Here is a 17,996-nt window from a genome sequence, read left to right as displayed (position 1 = left end):
CAGTACATTTTCTCTGTACTGGTCTCACACGTTATAGCTGAAGTTCTCCGACTACTCTCTTTGTCTCCACCGTTCCTAAATCATAAATGACTTGATAGAGCTCCTGCAATTCATTCTGGAACACTTCCTTATCCTTATCTGCTTTCCCTTCTTGGAAAGGACGCTGGAGAATTTCTTGTTGCTGAAAGTCCTCGGATTTAATTTGTTCCAACAACGCCTTGATTTTATCGACTTCGTTGTCTGTAGCATAAATTTCGTATTGAATGGTGTTGTCAGGGGTTTTCACGTCTGAAATTCGAAGCATGGACATATCGACGGTAACAAAATAGCGTTCTCTTGACATAGACATATGCGACACTTACACCTCCGTATGTAAAACGTCTTACCGTATGTATACCCACGCTCGGAAATTCCTACACCTATTTCCTTGAAGAGTAGCCCAGCGTTACGGCGCAGGACTTCGTTAGTTTTAAACGGATGTGGAATGAAACGTCATAAAACATATGTGTATGCATAGACTATCCCGTATGAGTGTAGCCCTGGTGTTGGGAAGTCTTCACCATACTGGAACTTCTTTCCCTCAGGAAGATGTGATATAGTGAACAAATAAAATCACGTTAAAGAGGGTTTTTTCTTGCAAAAATCAATGGTTGCATGGTTGACGAGTCTCTTCTTGTTGGCAAGCTGTGGCCCCACCGAAAGTCCCGAATCTGATGGTGGGGATGTGGAAAGGTCTTCCCCGATCAATGAAGATGTAGAGGAAACATTAGTATTAGGAGAAGACTATTTTAATGAAGTGAAAGAAGTGAACGGCGCGTTACAAATTCAAAACCCCGAAAATATAACAGCAAACGTAAACAGGGAATTTCTAATGCCTTCCGATTATGTGCCTGAAGATATGCGGGCTCCTGATGTGTTGTTTTCGTTTGAGGGAGAAGCTGAACGGAGGATGCTTCGGCAAGAGGCGGCCCTGGCACTTGAAGGGTTATTCGCGGCTGCTGAGGACGCGGGTCACACTCTCTATGCGGTCTCAGGGTATCGCTCCTACGATAGACAAGCTGAGTTGTACGAGCAGGAGGTCGCCCAAAGAGGGGAGGAGCAAGAGGTGGTCGCGATGCCCGGTCAGAGCGAGCATCAAACGGGACTAGCCATGGATGTATCAAGTGAAACCGTTCAGTTCGGGCTGACAGAAGCTTTTGGCTCTACACCTGAAGGTGGGTGGCTTGACGAAAACGCGCATCACTTTGGGTTTATTATTCGCTACCCTGAAGGGAAAGAGGGCATTACCGGTTATGATTATGAACCGTGGCATTTACGGTATGTCGGGGAAATTGCCGTAGATGTATATGAAAACTCCTACACATTGGAGGAGTACTTCGAGGTTGTAAAGGAAATATAAAGTGATGATGAAAAACGTGTAAAAATTCGTGATCTGGCGTTTTTTTCACTCCAACACAAAAATTTCTGTTAAACTATTCCCTTGTAGCACTCTGAAGAAACACTGAGGTTGACATCTACAGAGAAAAAGGTAAGATAACGTAGGGTTAAATCTAGTTATAGTTTTTTGGGTTAAGAGGGGAGACTGGTTAGATGACAAAAATAAAGGCTGGTTTAAAAAGACTTCAGTTCTTTTGGTTAGCTGTGTTGTTGCTAACAGTAAAAACGTATATTCTCTATAAAGTGGCTTTTACGATTCCATCAGAAAATATGCTTCAGGAGTTCTTGTTACTGATTAATCCGCTGAGTTCAGCTGTTTTGCTCCTTGGCATTGCCCTGCTTTTCAAAAATAGGACGAGGAACATTATGGTGGTCGTGCTAGCGTTCATCGGTACGTTGGTGCTTTATTTTAATTTGCTTTTTTATCGTTTCTACGCTGATTTCCTGACATGGCCGGTGCTGATGCAAACAAACAATGTGCAGGATCTGTCGGGGAGTGTGTTCGAGCTCACGAATGGTTGGGATGCTCTTCTGTTTGTGGACATTGCTTTGCTTGTTACGCTTGTGGTACGTCACAAAGTGCCAGTTGTTCCGAGGCTTAAGCGCGAACCAGCGATGATCTTTTCTCTGGCTGTCTTGATTTTTCTAGGGAATTTAACACTAGCTCAAGTGGAACGACCACAGCTTCTGACTCGATCGTTTGACCGGGAGCTGCTCGTTAAAAACATTGGGATGTTTAACTTTCATTTATATGACGCCGTTCTTCAGTCTCAATCGCGTGCCCAGCGAGTGCTTGCTGACAGTTCAGACATTGTTGAAGTGAAAAACTATACACGGGCAAACCATAAAGAACCAGATGAGGACATGTTTGGTGTGGCGGAAGGAAAAAATGTGTTCATGATTTCGCTCGAGTCGATTCAATCGTTTGTGATTGAGAACGATGTCTACGGGGAGGAAGTGACACCTTTCTTAAATGAGCTGAAGGATGACAGTTATTATTTTGAGAACTTCTATCACCAAACCGAACAGGGGAAGACCTCCGATTCGGAGTTCCTTGTCAACACATCTATGTTTGGTCGTGACAGCGGAGCGGTATTCTTTACACATGCTGGAAATGAATACAATGCAACACCGGAAATCCTTGGGGAAAACGGCTACCATTCCTCTGTGATGCACGCCAATAACAGCAGTTTTTGGAACCGAGATGTGATGTATGATTCGCTTGGCTACGATGAGTTTTACGACGTTGATTCGTACGAAGTGACGGAAGAGAATTCAGTTGGTTGGGGATTGAAGGACCGAGAGTTCTTTGAGCAGTCCATACCTTTGCTCCAAGAACAGCCACAGCCTTTCTATACGACGTTCATTACGTTGACCAATCACTTCCCGTTTGAACTGGACGAAGAGGATCGAATGATTGAGGAATATGATTCAAACAGCGGTACGCTGAATCGCTTCTTCCCAACCGTTCGTTATATGGATTATGCGGTGGAGGAATTCTTTAATGATATAAAAGAAGCGGGTCTTTACGAAGACAGTATCTTTGTTCTTTATGGGGATCATTACGGCATTTCGGAAAACCATAACCGAGCAATGTCTCAGTACTTAGGCAAGGATGAGATCACGCCGTTTGATACAACACAGCTTCAGCGTGTGCCGCTGTTCATCCACATTCCTGGTCATGAAGGGGAAATCATGGATACGGTTGGTGGGCAAATTGACTTAAAACCAACGATCATGAACTTGTTAGGCCTCTCAACCAAAAATGACATTCAATTTGGATCAGACTTGTTCTCGCCAGAACGAGAATCCTATGCTGTCTTGCGAAACGGAAACTTCATTACAGAAGACCATGTGTTTGCCAACAATACATGCTATGAAAAAGAAACAGGTGAAGAGGCGGAGATCGAGGCTTGTGAGGAGCTTTCTCCTAAGGCGGCCTCTGACCTTGAATACTCCGATCAGATCCTGTACGGCGACTTGCTTCGTTTTTTTGAAGCTGAGAATGAGGGTCTAGCTGAAACCGATGATGAAAATGAATCATAAGAAAAAAAGCGCCCATCATCGGGCGCTTTTTTTCTAAGCTTCGGGTGGGAGGAGGGTGAGATGTTCAGGCCTCCTCTGAGTTGCTAGTGCCACATATGGCACAAATCATCGAACCCGTATGCAAAGGATTGAACAGCGTGAAGGAGTACAGAAAGCGAAGCAAATATGGGGCGACAAGCTTGTCGCCCCGTTCATTGTTCGGTAAACTAGATGAATGGAGTACGAGAGAGAAGGGCAGGAAAAGCGAATGAGAATAAGCAACAAGGCGCTTTTTATCGGAATCGCCGTGGTAGCGCTGATTTATGGCTTTCTTTATTGGGTATTCGCGGGGCATCTCAGATGGCCGTAAGAGTTATTTGCTGATGGGTGGCGGAGGTGAGTGTGAATGTCCGCCCCATGCTGTAATAATCGTTGTCGCTAGGCCAGTGGCGATCACCGCGATGGTTGAAAGAATGATCTCATCATGAGTAACAATTGGAAATCCTGCAACAACGGCCGCCATATCGAAGACAACAATTAACACCCCGACATTCCAAGAGGTTTTGGTGGCGATCATTTGAGCAAGCAGGTCAAATCCACCCTGACTAATGTCTAAAAGAAACATAATCCCGGCACCAATGCCAAGGAGCAGTCCGCCTATAATGGCACTAGGCAACGGAGGGAGAAGGGGAGTTTCTGGGATAAAGATCGCCAACCAGTCAATGAGAAGGGAGGACACGATGACTCCTGCCAGAGAATTGTAGAAGAACGAGCGGAAGTAAAACCAGGCAAGCACGTAGATAGGAATGCTCACGATAATAATCGTTACACCGACGGGTACTTGCCAAACATAATGGGCGATAAGCCCGAATCCAATGATCCCTCCATCGAGCAAATGATAGGAGACAAAAAAGAAGTTAATGCCGACACTAATGAGTGTGCAGCCTGAAAGAAGTACGATTACATACCGAATCATTTTTGACATTTGATCACCCTCACACGTCTCTATGACAAGCTCTTTTCCTTTCATTCTATGCGGACAAACCTCAAGCTATGACAGGCTCCAAGACACGCAAAAATAGCCGCTGACCGATCGGTCAGCGGCTGGCCTGATGAGTGATTACATCATAATGCGGGCAATAAATCCGATAACGAAAAGAACCCCAAGAACAATGAGAATGAGTTTTTGTATCTTTTTGTTGCGTCCTTGGTTCTTCCAGCGGTTTGGGTTAAAGCTCACTTCGTCGTCATCAATATACGTACGTCTTGAAGAGGAGCGCATCGCATAAAAAGGCCTGGCGTTTCGCAAAAACAAAGGCGCAAGCACAGCCCCGCTAGCAAGGCCGAAGACATGAGCGATAATATTGATGCCTGGATTGACAAAAGTCATAATTAAGGAAATAACAACAATCATCATGACGAGCTGAGAGCTCTGCGCGTCAAGAAGGTCTTTGCGGTTAAGCAGCATGTAAACGTAGATGCCGAATAGCCCGAAGATCGCACCGGAGGCACCTAGGTGATAGTAAATAGGTCCTTCCAGGTAAAAGGTTGCTACGTTTGCAAGCACTCCTGCTAGTAGATAGACAGTTGCAAATTTAACCCTTCCAAGCATTTTTTCAAGAGCGGGCGCAAAGATCACAAGAGCGAATGAGTTAAAGAGAAGGTGACCAAGCCCGTTATGCAGGAAGATCGGACTCACCAATCGCCAGTACTCTCCATTTGAAACAGCGAGGTTGAAACCAATTCCCCAGTTTCTAAGCCCATTTCCAAATGGCAAAAACATGCCCCAGATGTGCAGGAAGATATTCAGGGCCAGGATCACGGTGATTACGGGGTATCCTCTTGTAAAAGAGGAGAACGTTTCATTGCGAATAAACATCCGACCACTCCTCGTACGTGAAATCACTTTATTATAGCAGGAATCAGCGATCTCAACACAATGATATGTATGACATGCTTCTAGAAAGGGATGTGTAGAATTTGATCATAGGCACAGGGATTGACATTATTGAGCTCACGCGCATTCAAATGGCGATCGACAGAAACCGGCGCTTTGCCGCTCGTATTTTAACGCAGAAAGAGCTTGATTCGAGTAATGAACTTAAAGACAAGCGCTATATTGAATTTGTTGCCGGGAGGTTCGCGGCAAAGGAAGCCTTTGTTAAAGCGATAGGCACAGGCATTGGCCAAGCGTTTTCCTTTCAGGACATTCATATCTTAAGTGATGAGCACGGCAAGCCCTACATCGTCGCAGCCATTGAAGCAAACACTCACGTATCCATTTCTCACAGCAAGGATTATGCGGTCGCGAGCGTTATTATCGAAAACTGAACGTGTCATGACTTGTCTGCATAATGCTCTAACTTCGCTCATATAGTTTACAGCAACAGGACAATCATGCGTTGTCCAAAGTGAAGCGAAGGGGTGAAGGCATGAAAAACGTTAGGTGGTTGACGGTGCTTGCGGTGATGGCTTTGTTTGTTCTAGCTGCGTGTGGTGAAAAATCACAAGAAGATGTGTTAGGTGATATTGAGGATGCCCTTGAGGAGACCACTAGCTATAAAGCAAAAGCAAAGATGGTGCTTGAGACCGGGCAGGAACCGCAGTCATACGATGTGGAAGTGTGGCAAAAGGATGAGGCGTACTACCGTGTCGTGTTAACGAACGAGGCAAACGACCAGAGTCAAATTATATTAAAGAATGACGAAGGGGTGTTTGTGCTAACGCCAGCGCTTAATAAAACATTCCGTTTCCAAAGCGACTGGCCGAAAACAAATAGCCAGGCGTACTTGTATGAGTCTCTTTTGCACGACATCTTGATTGATGCTGAGACAGCCTTCTCTCAAGACGAAAACCATTATATTTTCCAAACGATGACGAACTATCAAAACAAAAACTTAAACAGCCAGGAAGTTCGCTTAAATAAAAAGGATCTTTCTCCGGCGACCGTGAAAATTCTTAACGCTGATGGAGATGTTCTTGTCGATCTCGTGTTCAGCGAATTTGAAAAGAACGCAACACTCGAACCAGAAGACTTTGCGACAGAGCGCAACGTCACAGGGGCTCAAATTTCTGAACCGGCGCTTGCCGAGCAAGAAGAAGATGGAGAGCTTGATGTCTTGTATCCAATGTATGTTCCAGATGGCACAACAGCAGAAGCCACAGAAATGGTTGAAAATGAAGGAGGAACTTCCTATGTGCAGCAGTACACGGGTGACAAGTCATTCACGCTCATCCAACGCCAAAGCGAAATCGTTCCAGCTTCGACCCCGATGAACATGAACGAAGGCGAGCCAGTGGATCTGGGGTTTGCGATTGGCGTAAGAAGTGAGAATCAAATTATGTGGTCCAATGAAGGAAATGATTTCTCGCTTGTCTCCGAAGAATTGACTGAGGAAGAAATGGTTGAAGTGGCCCGCTCTGTCTATGGCACAACAGAAAAATAGGAAGGGGAACGCCCGTGAACTTGCGGGCGTTTTTTTGTGTTTAGCTCCTGCAGGTAGAAGGTCGGGATTTTTCAGTCCTAGCCTGAAATCCAAAACCGGGATTTCTAGCCCAGGCTTCCAAAATTTGCGCTTCTAAGCGACCCGCCTGCGCTTTTCGGTGTTGTCTAGCTCCTGCGCCCACTCGCTAGAGGTTTCTTCAGACCGCCAGATCAAGCCAAAGGCGGGCTTGATACTGCCGTTCTTCCAGAACTTGTCGCTCGTGAGCAGGGCGCCTGCGCTTTTCGGTAGTGTCTAGCTCCGGCGGGTAGGAGCTTTGAGATTTTTCGCCCCGATAACGAAATCCAAGACCGGGATTTCTTTTATCGAGTCTCCAAAATTCTCGCTCCTGCCAACCCGCCTACGCTTTTTGAGTCGACCCATCGACAAGCACAGTGTCTACCTTTTATAATAGAGAAAAGAGAAGCGTGTTGTGGAGGGTGACTAGTTTGCTGGAAGACATGAACGCATACCATCGCGATACTTGGGTAGAAGTAGACGCAGATGCGATTGCATCAAATGTAAAATCGGCACGGAGCTTATACCAAAAGAAAGGAAAAGAGCTGGAATTAATGGCCGTTGTCAAAGCGGATGGCTACGGGCATGGGGCAACGGAAGTGGCCAAAGTTGCGCTAGCGGCAGGAGCGACGCATCTTGCGGTGGCTTTTTTGGATGAGGCACTTTTGCTTCGGAGAGAAGGCATTTCCGCTCCGATATTGGTGATGGGTTATGTGCCCCCTGAAGATGCCGAATATGCACAAAGAGAGCGCATTGCAGTGACCGTCTTTCAACTGGAGTGGTTAAAACGAGCGACGGCTGTTGTCAAGGCGGAAGCCCCCCCTCTTGCCGTACACATTAAAGTTGATACGGGCATGGGCCGCATTGGGGTAAGAAGTTCAGGAGAAGTTGTAACGGTGGCTTCTTTTGTAAAGGAAGAAGAGCGTTTTTCGTTAGAGGGGTTATTCACACATTTTGCGACGGCGGATGAGAACGATGTAAGTTATTTTAACAGGCAGCATCGTCTCTTCATGGACGTTGTCACGATATTTGAAAAAGAATCCTTAGCCCCGACTCATATACATTGCGGAAATAGCGCGGCTGGCTTGCGTTTTCCTGCAAAAATGTTTACCATGTTTCGCTTTGGCATTTCTATGTATGGACTAACCCCCTCTCCTGAAATAACCGATCAGCTCCCCTTTGGCCTGAAGCCTGCTCTTTCTTTACGAACGAAGCTTGTTCAAGTGAAAAAGATGTCGGCTGGAGAAGGCATAAGTTACGGAGCGACATACACAACAAAGGAAGGGGAATGGATTGGGACGCTTCCGGTTGGTTACGCAGATGGGTGGATTCGTGCAAACAGCACAACAGGCGGCTATGTGCTTGTCAACGGGGAAAAGGCTCCATTTGTAGGTAAAATCTGTATGGATCAGTGTATGATTCGGTTGCCCCGCCAATTGGAAGTAGGGACGACAGTCACGTTGATTGGCGAGGATGCAGGCGCAGAAATTACCATGGGTGCTGTAGCGGCACGGCTCGAGACGATCAACTATGAAGTGCCGTGTTTGCTGTCAAAGCGAATGCCGAGGGTGTATAAAAAGGGCGGGGAGGTCTATCACGTATCCTCGCTTTTGAATCGAAAGTGAAGCATAGAATGATCTATCACGGGAAAGCTGAGGAATAGCTAGCAAAGAAATGAGTCTAAAAAGCTTAAAATGCCTTTGCAAAAGGCACCTAACAATGCTAAGATAAACTTTGAGTAAGTTGTGACGAACGGTAAGAGAACGTGTCCCTTAAAAAAATGCTTCGACATTGAAAAAACGAGGTGGGTGCTGTGCTAGAGCAAGAGAACTGGAACCATCGCAGGGAGCAAGCTTCGCAATCTTTGCGCAATGCGGCTCGTGCTGAGCGGAAAGTTGAAATTCGTGAGTCTATGCAACAAGGCTATATGGAGATGGCGAAAATCAATTTAAACATTGCATCAGAAGCCTTTCTTGCTGAGGAGGAAGCGGATCATACGCTGACACGTCTCGTTAGTGGGGTGTAGCCTTGATAGTCAAACGTGGGGATGTATATTTCGCGGATTTATCACCAGTTGTAGGCTCTGAACAAGGTGGTGTAAGACCTGTCCTTATTATCCAAAATAATATTGGCAATCGTTTTAGCCCCACGGTCATTGTCGCGGCCATTACGGCCCAAATTCAAAAAGCAAAATTACCGACTCATGTTGAGATCAGTGCAAAAAAGTACGGGTTTGACCGTGATTCAGTGATTTTGCTTGAACAAGTTCGAACAATTGATAAGCAGCGCTTAACGGATAAAATTACGCATTTAGATGAACAAATGATGGGTTCCGTTGATAAAGCACTAAATATTAGTCTCGGCCTTATTGAGTTCTAACTTGCAAGAGAAGCCTCCGTCCAGTGCGGGGCTTTTTGTTTACGTCCAGCGGCATGAATCGATTTTCTTTGCAAGAAAGAATCAGTCATGAAATAATAAAGAGAGAGGGTAAACGTGGAAGTGAGCAGTTATCCGAACCAATTGAGAGCAGTGGCAGCCAATTAGGTTGATCGCAGCTATAATGATCATAGCTTGAGGTGAGGTTCGTTTATGATGGTACCTCCCTAAATAAAAATTGCTCTGATAAGTATTTAACTCAAAGAAGGTTCCTGAAAAGGCTTGTTGCAGGGAGATGCTGTAACGGCGCTTGAACGAATGGGGAACATAGCTAGGAGATGAAGAAGATATTGAGAATACCAATATTGAAATTGCATCAGTATTTATTGGTTAGCATTCAAATAGAATTGGATGATGCCACGGCTCTGCAGTTTCAGGAGGATTTGCTGAATAGAATTCATGAAGAAGGCTCAAGTGGAGTGGTGATTGATCTGACGAGCGTTGATATGATCGATTCCTTTATTGCTAAAGTGCTCGGAGACGTCGTAGACATGTCTAACTTAATGGGAGCGCGTGTTGTCTTAACAGGGATTCGTCCGGCCGTCGCGATTACATTAGTTGATATGGGGGTAACGCTTGAAGGCGTTTCTACAGCGCTTGACCTCGAACAAGGGTTGACCAAATTGCAAGAGGAATTGGAGGGTTGATATGGAAACCCAATCCTGCGTTGAAGTGAGCAATGAATGGGGCATCGTTGCCGCGAGGCAGGCAGGTCGTGATCTTGCACGTAAAGTTGGTTTTGGTAGCGTAGATCAGGCTAGAATAACGACCGCCATCTCTGAACTTGCACGCAATATTTATTTATATGCCGAGCGCGGAGAGATTCGATTAGAAGTGGTTGAAACCCCGACAAACCGTGGAATTATAAAAGGAATTCGAATTATTGCCAGTGATGAGGGGCCTGGGATTCCTGACATCCGGCAAGTAATGGTTGATGGCTTCTCGACTTCGAGCGGACTTGGTGCCGGACTGCCGGGAGTCAAACGGCTGATGGATGAGTTCACGATTGATTCGGACGTTGAGGTAGGGACAACGATTATGTCAACAAAGTGGGTTCGGTAAAGGAGGGGCCCTGTGCCAATAGATCAAAAGCTTCAGCGGTCCTACAAAAGAATATTGACCTCATTTTTGGAAAGTCAATCAGAGGAAACGCTTTATGAAGCGCAAAAAATTAGTAAATTTCTTCTTGAACAGCAAGTGTCACCAGAAGTGTTTGTGAGCATTCATTTTAACCTTTTAATGGATTTGATGCCAGAAATGAGCAAAGAAGTCCAAGATTCCTTTGACGTGCTTTTGGAGGTGATGATGGGGTACGGTCTTGCCTATCAGGAACATCAAATCCTTCGAAGTCGTCAGAAAGAGCTTGAATCCGAAATTGAGGTCGCCTCAAGCATGCAACAGACGCTACTGCCGCAAGAGAAACCAACCACGGAGTATTTAGATGTGGGTGTGGTTTGCGTGCCTGCAAAGAAAATGAGTGGTGACTATTATCACTATGTCCATGAAGACGAACAAGGATTAGGAATGGCACTCGCCGATATTATTGGCAAGGGAGTTCCGGCCGCTCTCTGTATGTCGATGATTAAGTATGCAATGGACAGTTTGCCCTCGGAACAGCAGCTGAAGCCGGGGTTGTTGCTAGAAAATCTTAATCGTGTTGTTGAGCAGAACGTGGACGATAGCATGTTTATTACCATGATGTACGGTTACTATAATAGAAATACATCTGACTTTCATTATTCTGGAGCCGGTCATGAACCGGGGTTTTTCTATGACGCGAAAGAGGATCGATTTGAAGAATTGCGTGCAAAGGGGCTTGTGCTCGGGGTTTCTCGTAAGACGACTTATGAAGAATACACCAAGCACTTAAAGAAAAATGATTTTGTTGTTCTTCTCTCTGATGGTGTGACGGAGTGCCGGGTAAACGATGGGTTTATTACCCGAGAGGAGATTAGCTCACTTATTCGAACGTATATCCACCTCAGTGCTCAGGAAATCGTGGACAATGTGTACAATGATTTAATGAAAATGCAGGACTTTATTTTACATGATGATTTTACGTTAATCATTTTACGAAGAAAAGTTTAAGGTTGTATCGTAAAGGGTAGAGCAGAAGAAGGAAAGTTTTGAGGGGGAAGGCATAAATGAACTTAAGTATTCGTTCGGAACAAACAGGCAATGTCCACCACATAGATTTAGCAGGAGAAATTGATGCGTATACAGTCCCTCAGTTAAGGGAAGCGGTCATGCCTCTGGCTAAGGAGGCAGATACTACAATTGTTGTTAACTTTGAAAACGTAGAGTATATAGATAGTACTGGACTTGGAACGTTTGTCGGGATCCTTAAAGCAACGGACGCCCATGGTAGCGAATTAACACTGAAAGGGATGTCTGATCGAATTAAACGCCTATTCTCCATTACAGGACTCGATGAAGTCATCAATATTAAGGAGGGGCAGAGTTAATGGAACAACAAGATCGTATTCAGATGGAACTACCAGCCAAAGCCGAATACGTGGGGATCGCACGGCTGACCGTTTCAGGAATCGCCAATCGCCTGGGTTTCTCTTACGATGACATTGAAGATATAAAGATTGCCGTAGCCGAGGCTTGTACAAATGTCGTAGAGCATGCGTATTCAAAGGATGGGGTAATGTGCTTGACGAGCGTCATACATGAGGATCGTATTCAAGTAATCGTTGCCGATCGAGGGCAGAGCTTTGATTTCGAAGGCGTCGAAAATCGCCTCGGTCCCATTAATGTAGAAAAACCGGTTGGAGAGTTAAAAGAGGGGGGGCTAGGATTGTTCTTAATTAGTACGCTGATGGACAAAGTTGAATTCAATAAAGAGAACGGTGTGATGCTTGTCATGACGAAATACCTTCACGAGAGCGGGGTGGGGCAGGATGCCAACGGAACCTCTTCCTTACAATCAGAACAAGGATAATATTTATGCTTGGATCTCTGAGTATCAAGAAACGGGAGATGAAGTGGTTCAGCTGAAACTGGTGCGTCACTTTGAGGCACTCGTACGTTCGCTCTCGAGGAAGTTCTCAAAAGGTCGAGAATATGACGAGGATCTGTTTCAGGTTGGGATGGTTGGTCTGCTCGCAGCGCTTAACCGCTATAACGATGAGTACGGACGTAGCTTTGAATCTTTTGCTGTCCCAACCATTGTGGGTGAGATCAAGCGCTTTATTCGCGACAAGACATGGAGTGTGCACGTACCGAGACGGATAAAGGAACTTGGTCCTAAGATTAAGAAGGCGGCTGACTCTCTAACAGTTGAACTTCAGCGCTCGCCTCTTGTACATGAAATTGCTGAGTATCTAAATGTTTCTGAAGAAGAAATCCTTGAAACGATGGAAATGAGCAAAAGTTATCAAGCTCTCTCCGTCAACCGTTCACTTGAGGCCGACCAAGAGGGCGGAGAAGTTACACTGCTCGACCTAGTTGGGGATGATGAGGCAGGTTATGAGCAAGCGGATCAGCGAATGCTGCTTGAGAAAGCATTTCAGGTCTTGAATGAGCGGGAAATGGAGATTCTACAATTTACGTACTATGATAACCTTAGCCAAAAAGAAGCGGGTGAGAAGTTAGGGATCTCACAGATGCATGTGTCACGACTTCAACGCCGGGCGCTGCAAAAGCTCCGTGATTCCATACGTGTGGAACCAACGGAGGTTCTGTAAATGGTGACCTACTATAGGGATGAGCATTCAGACATCGCAACCGCACAAAGGATTAAGTCTGGAAATAACAAATGTGGGGATGCGTATGTGGTCTTGCAGAAGGGTACTTATTCTGTTTGTGCGGTCGTGGATGGCCTGGGAAGTGGTGAAGGCGCTCATCTCTCGGCCGAGGCTGCCATTGACGTGATTAAAGAAAATCATCTCAAGGACGTAAAAACGATCTTAGAAGAATGTAATAAAGTGCTTGCGCGCAAAAGGGGCGCCGTGATGACACTGGTTAAGATTGATTACAACAAGGAAGTCATGGCCTATGCCAATTTCGGTAATATTGGCTTTGCGCTCTACAATCCTGACGGGACCACGGTCCAACCGCTTCCGAAACGTGGGTATCTGTGTGGACGAAACACGGAGATTGCAAGCTCTGAGTATGGGTACATGCAAGGAAGTATGTTTCTTCTCTATTCGGATGGAGTGGAGGAAGTCCCGTCCAGGCAACTGCTTTTTACACGATTCCAAGGTCAGGACACGGCGAACCACTCCGTTTTTAATGTAGAGCGCTATAAAGAGAATGATGATGCCACGCTTATGGTGGGTAGGTTAAAATGAACAGTTCACTCACACGATGAGAGAATTGTTCATTTTTGTATGCGTAAAGAAAGGTTCGAAATGGATTTATGCTATGATAAAGTGTACGAAAAAGGAGGGATTCTGTGTCTGATACGATGCTGGAACGCGCAGCAAAAGACGTTGATATAAGCGTAAACAAAGTCAAACAGGTTGTGGAGCTTATTGAGGAAGGCAATACCGTTCCTTTCATTGCCCGTTACCGCAAGGAACAGACGGGCGGGTTAGACGAGGTTCAAATTCGCGACATTGTCGAGCGCTGGGAATACATCACTCAACTTGAAGGACGTAAGCAAGAAGTGACGCGCCTGATTGAAGAGCAGGGGAAATTAACAGACGAGTTGCGCTCCTCCATCTCCGAGGCGGAAAAGTTGCAGCAGGTGGAGGATATCTATCGCCCCTACAAACAGAAGCGGAGAACGAGGGCGACGGTCGCAAAGGAAAAAGGCCTTGAGTCGTTTGCTGAGCGACTGTTTTCCTTGCCTAGAGAGATTGGGGTTGAAAAAGAGGCGGAAGGGTATCTCTCAGAAGAGCTGCCAGATACGGATGCTGTAATTTCGGGAGCTAAAGATATTATCGCGGAATGGGTCTCGGACGATGCAGAGGTGCGTGGACGAATTCGTGAGCGAGCGTTTCGTCAAGCAGTGATTGAATCGGTCAAAAAGCCCAAAGGTGCCGACGATGAAAAGGGTGTCTTTGCGATGTATTACGAATACAGCGAACGCGTCTCCGCAATTGTCCCTCACCGTATTCTTGCGCTGAATCGTGGAGAAAAAGAAGACACCCTACGTATAAGTGTGAAGTTCCCTGTTGAAGCAATGGTCAAGCAAATGAATGCTCATCTTATTCGCCGGCACGGCTCCCCAGCTGTACCCGTTATGGAAGAAGCGATAGAAGACGCGTACCTTCGTTTGATTGAGCCTTCCCTCGAACGAGAGTGCAGGTCCATGCTAACGGAAAAGGCAGAAGAGCAGGCGATTAAAATTTTCGCGGAAAACTTGCAAAGCCTGCTTTTGCAGCCGCCGATCAAAGGACAAATCGTCCTCGGCGTGGACCCCGCCTTTCGCACCGGTTGTAAGCTAGCCGCTGTCGATGAGACCGGAAAAGTGTTAGATACCGGGGTCATTTACCCAACGGCTCCCCACAACAAAGTGGACGAAGCCAAGCGTGTGATAAAGACGTTGATCGCCAAATTCGGGGTGAAAATGGTTGCGATTGGGAACGGGACAGCTTCGCGTGAAACGGAACAATTTATTGCAAATTGTTTGCGGGAGCTAGAGGAAACGATCTATTATGTCATTGTGAACGAAGCAGGAGCGAGCGTATACTCCGCTTCAGAGTTGGCGAGAGAGGAGTTCCCTGATCTTCAAGTGGAGGAACGGAGTGCGGTTTCCATTGCGCGCAGGCTCCAGGACCCGTTGGCAGAATTAGTAAAGATTGATCCGAAGTCTGTCGGCGTCGGCCAATACCAGCATGACGTCGCTCAGAAGCGCTTGAACGAGTCTCTTGATTTTGTTGTGGAAACGGTCGTCAACCGTGTGGGAGTTAATGTGAACACAGCTTCTTCCGCGCTCTTGCAACATGTTGCTGGCCTATCAAAAACACAGGCAAAAAATATTGTAAAGCTGAGAGAAGAGGGGGTGTTCACGTCTAGAACGGCTTTGAAAAAAGTCCCACGTCTAGGAGCGAAAACCTATGAACAGTGCATTGGCTTCCTCAGAATTTCAGAGGGGAAGAACCCGTTGGACGCCACGTCCATTCACCCGGAAAGTTATAAGCCTACAGAAGCATTGCTTGAGGCGGTTGGGTCATCCATCTCGGAAATTGGTACAGAGGCAATCAAAGAAAAAATCGCAAATGTTGACTTTGAGACGATGGTGGACAAGCTTGAGGTCGGTCTTCCCACTCTTCGTGACATTGTAGATGCCCTCGTTCGCCCAGGGCGTGATCCACGCGATGAAGTGGCTGCACCGCTTTTGAAACAGGATGTTTTAAAGCTCGAAGACTTACATACAGGGATGGAACTTCAAGGAACCATCCGCAATGTTGTAGATTTCGGGGCGTTTGTTGATGTAGGTGTCAAGCAGGACGGGCTAGTGCATATTTCCAGACTCACCAAGCGGTTTGTCAAACACCCGATGGACGTGGTCTCTGTCGGTGACATTGTAACTGTGTGGGTGACTTCTATTGACGCGGCGAAAGGAAGGATAGGCTTGTCTATGCTTGCACCTAAGGACGAGCCAGTCCCAGCAACATAAGGCAGAGAAATGGGACGGTGAGACAGCCCGTGTACACGCGTGTGGGCTGTCTCACGTCTGGCTGTAAAGGTGGCAGACCAACACGGATGATTGGGCGGACGCTCGATTAGAGCTGCTCGTGCTTTCGGTACAAGAGGTTTTTTTCATTCGAGTTTTTATAATAGAACCAACACTGATTGAGGACTTTTAGCTGCCGACGGTCTTTTTCAATAAATGCTCTTCGAAGCTGCTTTCTAAGCCAAGTGGGCATCAGGGCCATCTCCTTTTACTCGTCATGTGTTGTAGTATATGTGCCCCTGTTTGTCAGTGTTGATGGAATTTTTGTGTAAGGAGAAGAAAAAATGAAAAATGAGGATGTTCAACGTCTTGTGGAGCGAATTTCCATGCAATACTTCAAGCGACCGTTTTTGCATCAGGCTCGTTTTAATCACCGTCTACGCACGACTGGGGGACGGTACTTGCTCCGGAGTCATGATATCGAATTAAATTACAGGCAATACGAATACTACGGTGAAGAAGAGCTCATTCGTGTAATCAAACACGAGCTGTGTCATTACCATTTGCATTTGGAAGGCCGCGGCTATATGCATAAAGACGCTGAATTTAAAGCGCTGTTAAAAGATGTAGGCGGGTCGCGTTATTGCCGAGCAACCGATGTTCCTGATTTTAAACACCTTTATATTTGTCTTTCTTGTGCGAAACAATTTAAGCGCAGAAGGCGTGTCAATACGGCTAAATATGTGTGTGGCTTCTGCAAAGGAAACCTACGATATTCTCCTTAAAAAAGTATTGCAATCATAAGTTATGCTATGATATATTATAGAAGTCGCCAAGAGAGCGGACAAGAATTACACGCTAAAAAGAGTATTCCACAGTAGCTCAGTGGTAGAGCTATCGGCTGTTAACCGATCGGTCGCAGGTTCGAATCCTGCCTGTGGAGCCACGGAGAAGTACCCAAGTGGCTGAAGGGGCGCCCCTGCTAAGGGTGTAGGTCGCGTGAGCGGCGCGAGGGTTCAAATCCCTCCTTCTCCGCCATGAAATCAGGCCCGTTGGTCAAGTGGTTAAGACACCGCCCTTTCACGGCGGTAACACGGGTTCGAATCCCGTACGGGTCATCAATCATATTGCACGTACGTGCTGCGGAGGATTAGCTCAGCTGGGAGAGCACCTGCCTTACAAGCAGGGGGTCGGCGGTTCGATCCCGTCATCCTCCACCATTTCTCGTAGTGGTCCGGTAGTTCAGTTGGTTAGAATGCCTGCCTGTCACGCAGGAGGTCGCGGGTTCGAGTCCCGTCCGGACCGCCATTTTTTAATAAGTTTGTCTGCAATGCGGTTGTGGCGGAATCGGCAGACGCGCTAGATTTAGGATCTAGTGTCTTTATGACGTGGGGGTTCAAGTCCCTTCACCCGCACCATTTGAATAAGCGGTTGTGGCGGAATGGCAGACGCGCTAGGTTGAGGGCCTAGTGGGAGTTAAATCCCGTGGAGGTTCGAGTCCTCTCAACCGCATCAGTTTTAAATGTAGGCGCCCGTAGCTCAATTGGATAGAGCGTCTGACTACGGATCAGAAGGTTAGGGGTTCGACTCCTCTCGGGCGCGCCATTGTATTTTAGCGGGAAGTAGCTCAGCTTGGCAGAGCACTTGGTTTGGGACCAAGGGGTCGCAGGTTCAAATCCTGTCTTCCCGACCAGATTATATCATAAAGTTCTTAATATATGCGGGTGTAGTTTAGTGGTAAAACCTCAGCCTTCCAAGCTGATGATGTGGGTTCGATTCCCATCACCCGCTCCATTTCAACTAAATGAGCTTTTAAGTACGTGCTTTTTTTATGCCCTTTTTTGGGCCTGTAGCTCAGCTGGTTAGAGCGCACGCCTGATAAGCGTGAGGTCGGTGGTTCGAGTCCACTCAGGCCCACCAGAAAAAACTTGACATAGGTTTTGATAGTCTGTATGATTGAAAGGTCGCTCTATGAGCAACCAACGAGTTCTTTGAAAACTGAACAAAAGCCAAGCGTAAAAAAGAGA

20 protein-coding genes and 11 tRNA genes are annotated in these 17,996 nt (G+C 46.4%); 27 read left to right on the top strand and 4 right to left on the bottom strand.

Going from position 1 to position 17,996, the window contains the following annotated elements; translation table 11 throughout:
- Nucleotides 1-31: 31 nt before the first annotated feature.
- On the bottom strand, nucleotides 32-349 hold the full coding sequence (locus AVZ68_RS18015) for a hypothetical protein (protein ID WP_245628177.1): 318 nt from the start codon (nucleotides 347-349) through the stop codon (nucleotides 32-34).
- Nucleotides 350-634: 285 nt separating this feature from the next.
- Between AVZ68_RS18015 and AVZ68_RS18010 the strand changes: the two genes are divergently transcribed.
- Together AVZ68_RS18010 and AVZ68_RS18005 are read left to right on the top strand one after the other, a co-directional pair.
- Nucleotides 635-1,399: a M15 family metallopeptidase gene (locus AVZ68_RS18010; RefSeq protein ID WP_059105959.1), complete on the top strand. Its 765-nt coding sequence runs from the start codon at nucleotides 635-637 to the stop codon at nucleotides 1,397-1,399.
- A 191-nt stretch (nucleotides 1,400-1,590) separates the two neighbouring features.
- Nucleotides 1,591-3,483 carry an LTA synthase family protein gene (locus AVZ68_RS18005; RefSeq protein ID WP_059105958.1) on the top strand — a complete coding sequence of 631 codons (1,893 nt, stop codon included), beginning with the start codon at nucleotides 1,591-1,593 and terminating at the stop codon, nucleotides 3,481-3,483.
- 352 nt (nucleotides 3,484-3,835) lie between these two features.
- Here the strand turns inward: AVZ68_RS18005 and AVZ68_RS18000 are convergent, their stop codons facing one another.
- Both AVZ68_RS18000 and AVZ68_RS17995 read right to left on the bottom strand, forming a co-directional pair.
- A complete protein-coding gene (locus AVZ68_RS18000; protein ID WP_245628176.1) occupies nucleotides 3,836-4,447 on the bottom strand; it encodes a YitT family protein in 612 nt (203 codons plus the stop codon).
- Between the two features lie 135 nt (nucleotides 4,448-4,582).
- Nucleotides 4,583-5,341: a rhomboid family intramembrane serine protease gene (locus AVZ68_RS17995; RefSeq protein ID WP_059105957.1), complete on the bottom strand. Its 759-nt coding sequence runs from the start codon at nucleotides 5,339-5,341 to the stop codon at nucleotides 4,583-4,585.
- Between the two features lie 101 nt (nucleotides 5,342-5,442).
- Between AVZ68_RS17995 and acpS the strand changes: the two genes are divergently transcribed.
- The 13 genes from acpS (at nucleotide 5,443) to AVZ68_RS17930 (ending at nucleotide 15,972) form a co-directional block, all read left to right on the top strand.
- On the top strand, nucleotides 5,443-5,793 hold the full coding sequence (gene acpS, locus AVZ68_RS17990; RefSeq protein WP_059105956.1) for a holo-ACP synthase: 351 nt from the start codon (nucleotides 5,443-5,445) through the stop codon (nucleotides 5,791-5,793).
- Nucleotides 5,794-5,894: 101 nt separating this feature from the next.
- Nucleotides 5,895-6,908: a LolA family protein gene (locus AVZ68_RS17985; protein ID WP_059105955.1), complete on the top strand. Its 1,014-nt coding sequence runs from the start codon at nucleotides 5,895-5,897 to the stop codon at nucleotides 6,906-6,908.
- 497 nt (nucleotides 6,909-7,405) lie between these two features.
- Nucleotides 7,406-8,587: an alanine racemase gene (gene alr, locus AVZ68_RS17980; protein WP_059105974.1), complete on the top strand. Its 1,182-nt coding sequence runs from the start codon at nucleotides 7,406-7,408 to the stop codon at nucleotides 8,585-8,587.
- Between the two features lie 179 nt (nucleotides 8,588-8,766).
- Nucleotides 8,767-8,988: an antitoxin gene (locus AVZ68_RS20970; RefSeq protein WP_157404710.1), complete on the top strand. Its 222-nt coding sequence runs from the start codon at nucleotides 8,767-8,769 to the stop codon at nucleotides 8,986-8,988.
- Nucleotides 8,989-8,990: 2 nt separating this feature from the next.
- On the top strand, nucleotides 8,991-9,341 hold the full coding sequence (locus tag AVZ68_RS17970; protein ID WP_059105954.1) for a type II toxin-antitoxin system PemK/MazF family toxin: 351 nt from the start codon (nucleotides 8,991-8,993) through the stop codon (nucleotides 9,339-9,341).
- A 347-nt stretch (nucleotides 9,342-9,688) separates the two neighbouring features.
- On the top strand, nucleotides 9,689-10,045 hold the full coding sequence (locus AVZ68_RS17965) for an STAS domain-containing protein (RefSeq protein WP_059105953.1): 357 nt from the start codon (nucleotides 9,689-9,691) through the stop codon (nucleotides 10,043-10,045).
- Nucleotide 10,046: 1 nt separating this feature from the next.
- Nucleotides 10,047-10,460 carry an anti-sigma regulatory factor gene (locus tag AVZ68_RS17960; protein ID WP_059105952.1) on the top strand — a complete coding sequence of 138 codons (414 nt, stop codon included), beginning with the start codon at nucleotides 10,047-10,049 and terminating at the stop codon, nucleotides 10,458-10,460.
- A 12-nt stretch (nucleotides 10,461-10,472) separates the two neighbouring features.
- Complete coding sequence (locus AVZ68_RS17955; protein WP_157404709.1) at nucleotides 10,473-11,486, top strand: PP2C family protein-serine/threonine phosphatase; 1,014 nt, start codon at nucleotides 10,473-10,475, stop codon at nucleotides 11,484-11,486.
- Between the two features lie 56 nt (nucleotides 11,487-11,542).
- Entirely contained in the window at nucleotides 11,543-11,863 is a 321-nt protein-coding gene (locus AVZ68_RS17950) for an STAS domain-containing protein (protein WP_059105951.1), read from the top strand.
- Entirely contained in the window at nucleotides 11,863-12,345 is a 483-nt protein-coding gene (rsbW, locus tag AVZ68_RS17945) for an anti-sigma B factor RsbW (RefSeq protein ID WP_059105950.1), read from the top strand. Before AVZ68_RS17950 ends, rsbW begins: the two co-directional genes overlap by 1 nt.
- Nucleotides 12,305-13,090, top strand: coding sequence for an RNA polymerase sigma factor SigB (sigB, locus tag AVZ68_RS17940; protein WP_059105949.1), 786 nt, complete (start codon nucleotides 12,305-12,307; stop codon nucleotides 13,088-13,090). The genes rsbW and sigB overlap by 41 nt, the downstream gene beginning before the upstream one ends.
- Nucleotides 13,091-13,696, top strand: a complete 606-nt coding sequence (locus AVZ68_RS17935) for a SpoIIE family protein phosphatase (protein WP_059105948.1) — start codon at nucleotides 13,091-13,093, stop codon at nucleotides 13,694-13,696. It abuts the gene before it with no gap.
- Between the two features lie 116 nt (nucleotides 13,697-13,812).
- Nucleotides 13,813-15,972, top strand: a complete 2,160-nt coding sequence (locus AVZ68_RS17930; protein ID WP_059105972.1) for a Tex family protein — start codon at nucleotides 13,813-13,815, stop codon at nucleotides 15,970-15,972.
- A 106-nt stretch (nucleotides 15,973-16,078) separates the two neighbouring features.
- On the opposite strand, the gene cmpA is transcribed toward AVZ68_RS17930, so the two are convergent.
- The gene (gene cmpA / locus AVZ68_RS20380; RefSeq protein ID WP_157404707.1) at nucleotides 16,079-16,222 is read right to left on the bottom strand and encodes a cortex morphogenetic protein CmpA; all 144 of its coding nucleotides are present in this window, start codon (nucleotides 16,220-16,222) and stop codon (nucleotides 16,079-16,081) included.
- A 91-nt stretch (nucleotides 16,223-16,313) separates the two neighbouring features.
- Here cmpA and AVZ68_RS17925 point away from each other — a divergent pair, with 91 nt between their 5' ends.
- The 12 genes from AVZ68_RS17925 to AVZ68_RS17870 all read left to right on the top strand — a co-directional run bounded on the left by AVZ68_RS17925 (nucleotide 16,314) and on the right by AVZ68_RS17870 (nucleotide 17,889).
- Nucleotides 16,314-16,754, top strand: a complete 441-nt coding sequence (locus AVZ68_RS17925; protein ID WP_059105947.1) for a SprT family protein — start codon at nucleotides 16,314-16,316, stop codon at nucleotides 16,752-16,754.
- An 86-nt stretch (nucleotides 16,755-16,840) separates the two neighbouring features.
- A tRNA-Asn gene (locus AVZ68_RS17920) sits at nucleotides 16,841-16,915 on the top strand.
- Between the two features lies 1 nt (nucleotide 16,916).
- Nucleotides 16,917-17,007 (top strand) — tRNA-Ser (locus AVZ68_RS17915).
- Between the two features lie 8 nt (nucleotides 17,008-17,015).
- Nucleotides 17,016-17,087 (top strand) — tRNA-Glu (locus AVZ68_RS17910).
- A 26-nt stretch (nucleotides 17,088-17,113) separates the two neighbouring features.
- Nucleotides 17,114-17,189, top strand: a tRNA-Val gene (locus tag AVZ68_RS17905).
- Between the two features lie 11 nt (nucleotides 17,190-17,200).
- Nucleotides 17,201-17,277, top strand: a tRNA-Asp gene (locus tag AVZ68_RS17900).
- 24 nt (nucleotides 17,278-17,301) lie between these two features.
- Nucleotides 17,302-17,387: transfer RNA gene (locus AVZ68_RS17895), tRNA-Leu, on the top strand.
- 9 nt (nucleotides 17,388-17,396) lie between these two features.
- A tRNA-Leu gene (locus tag AVZ68_RS17890) sits at nucleotides 17,397-17,481 on the top strand.
- A gap of 16 nt (nucleotides 17,482-17,497) precedes the next feature.
- Nucleotides 17,498-17,574, top strand: a tRNA-Arg gene (locus tag AVZ68_RS17885).
- An 11-nt stretch (nucleotides 17,575-17,585) separates the two neighbouring features.
- Nucleotides 17,586-17,662, top strand: a tRNA-Pro gene (locus tag AVZ68_RS17880).
- A 27-nt stretch (nucleotides 17,663-17,689) separates the two neighbouring features.
- Nucleotides 17,690-17,763, top strand: a tRNA-Gly gene (locus AVZ68_RS17875).
- 49 nt (nucleotides 17,764-17,812) lie between these two features.
- Nucleotides 17,813-17,889: transfer RNA gene (locus tag AVZ68_RS17870), tRNA-Ile, on the top strand.
- Nucleotides 17,890-17,996 lie beyond the last annotated feature (107 nt).

Source organism: Shouchella shacheensis (assembly GCF_001484965.1).
In the GTDB taxonomy this organism is placed as follows: domain Bacteria; phylum Bacillota; class Bacilli; order Bacillales; family Bacillaceae_D; genus Shouchella; species Shouchella shacheensis.
The sequence above is the reverse complement of the archived record's forward strand: the minus strand, read 5'-3'. Positions and strand labels throughout refer to the sequence as shown.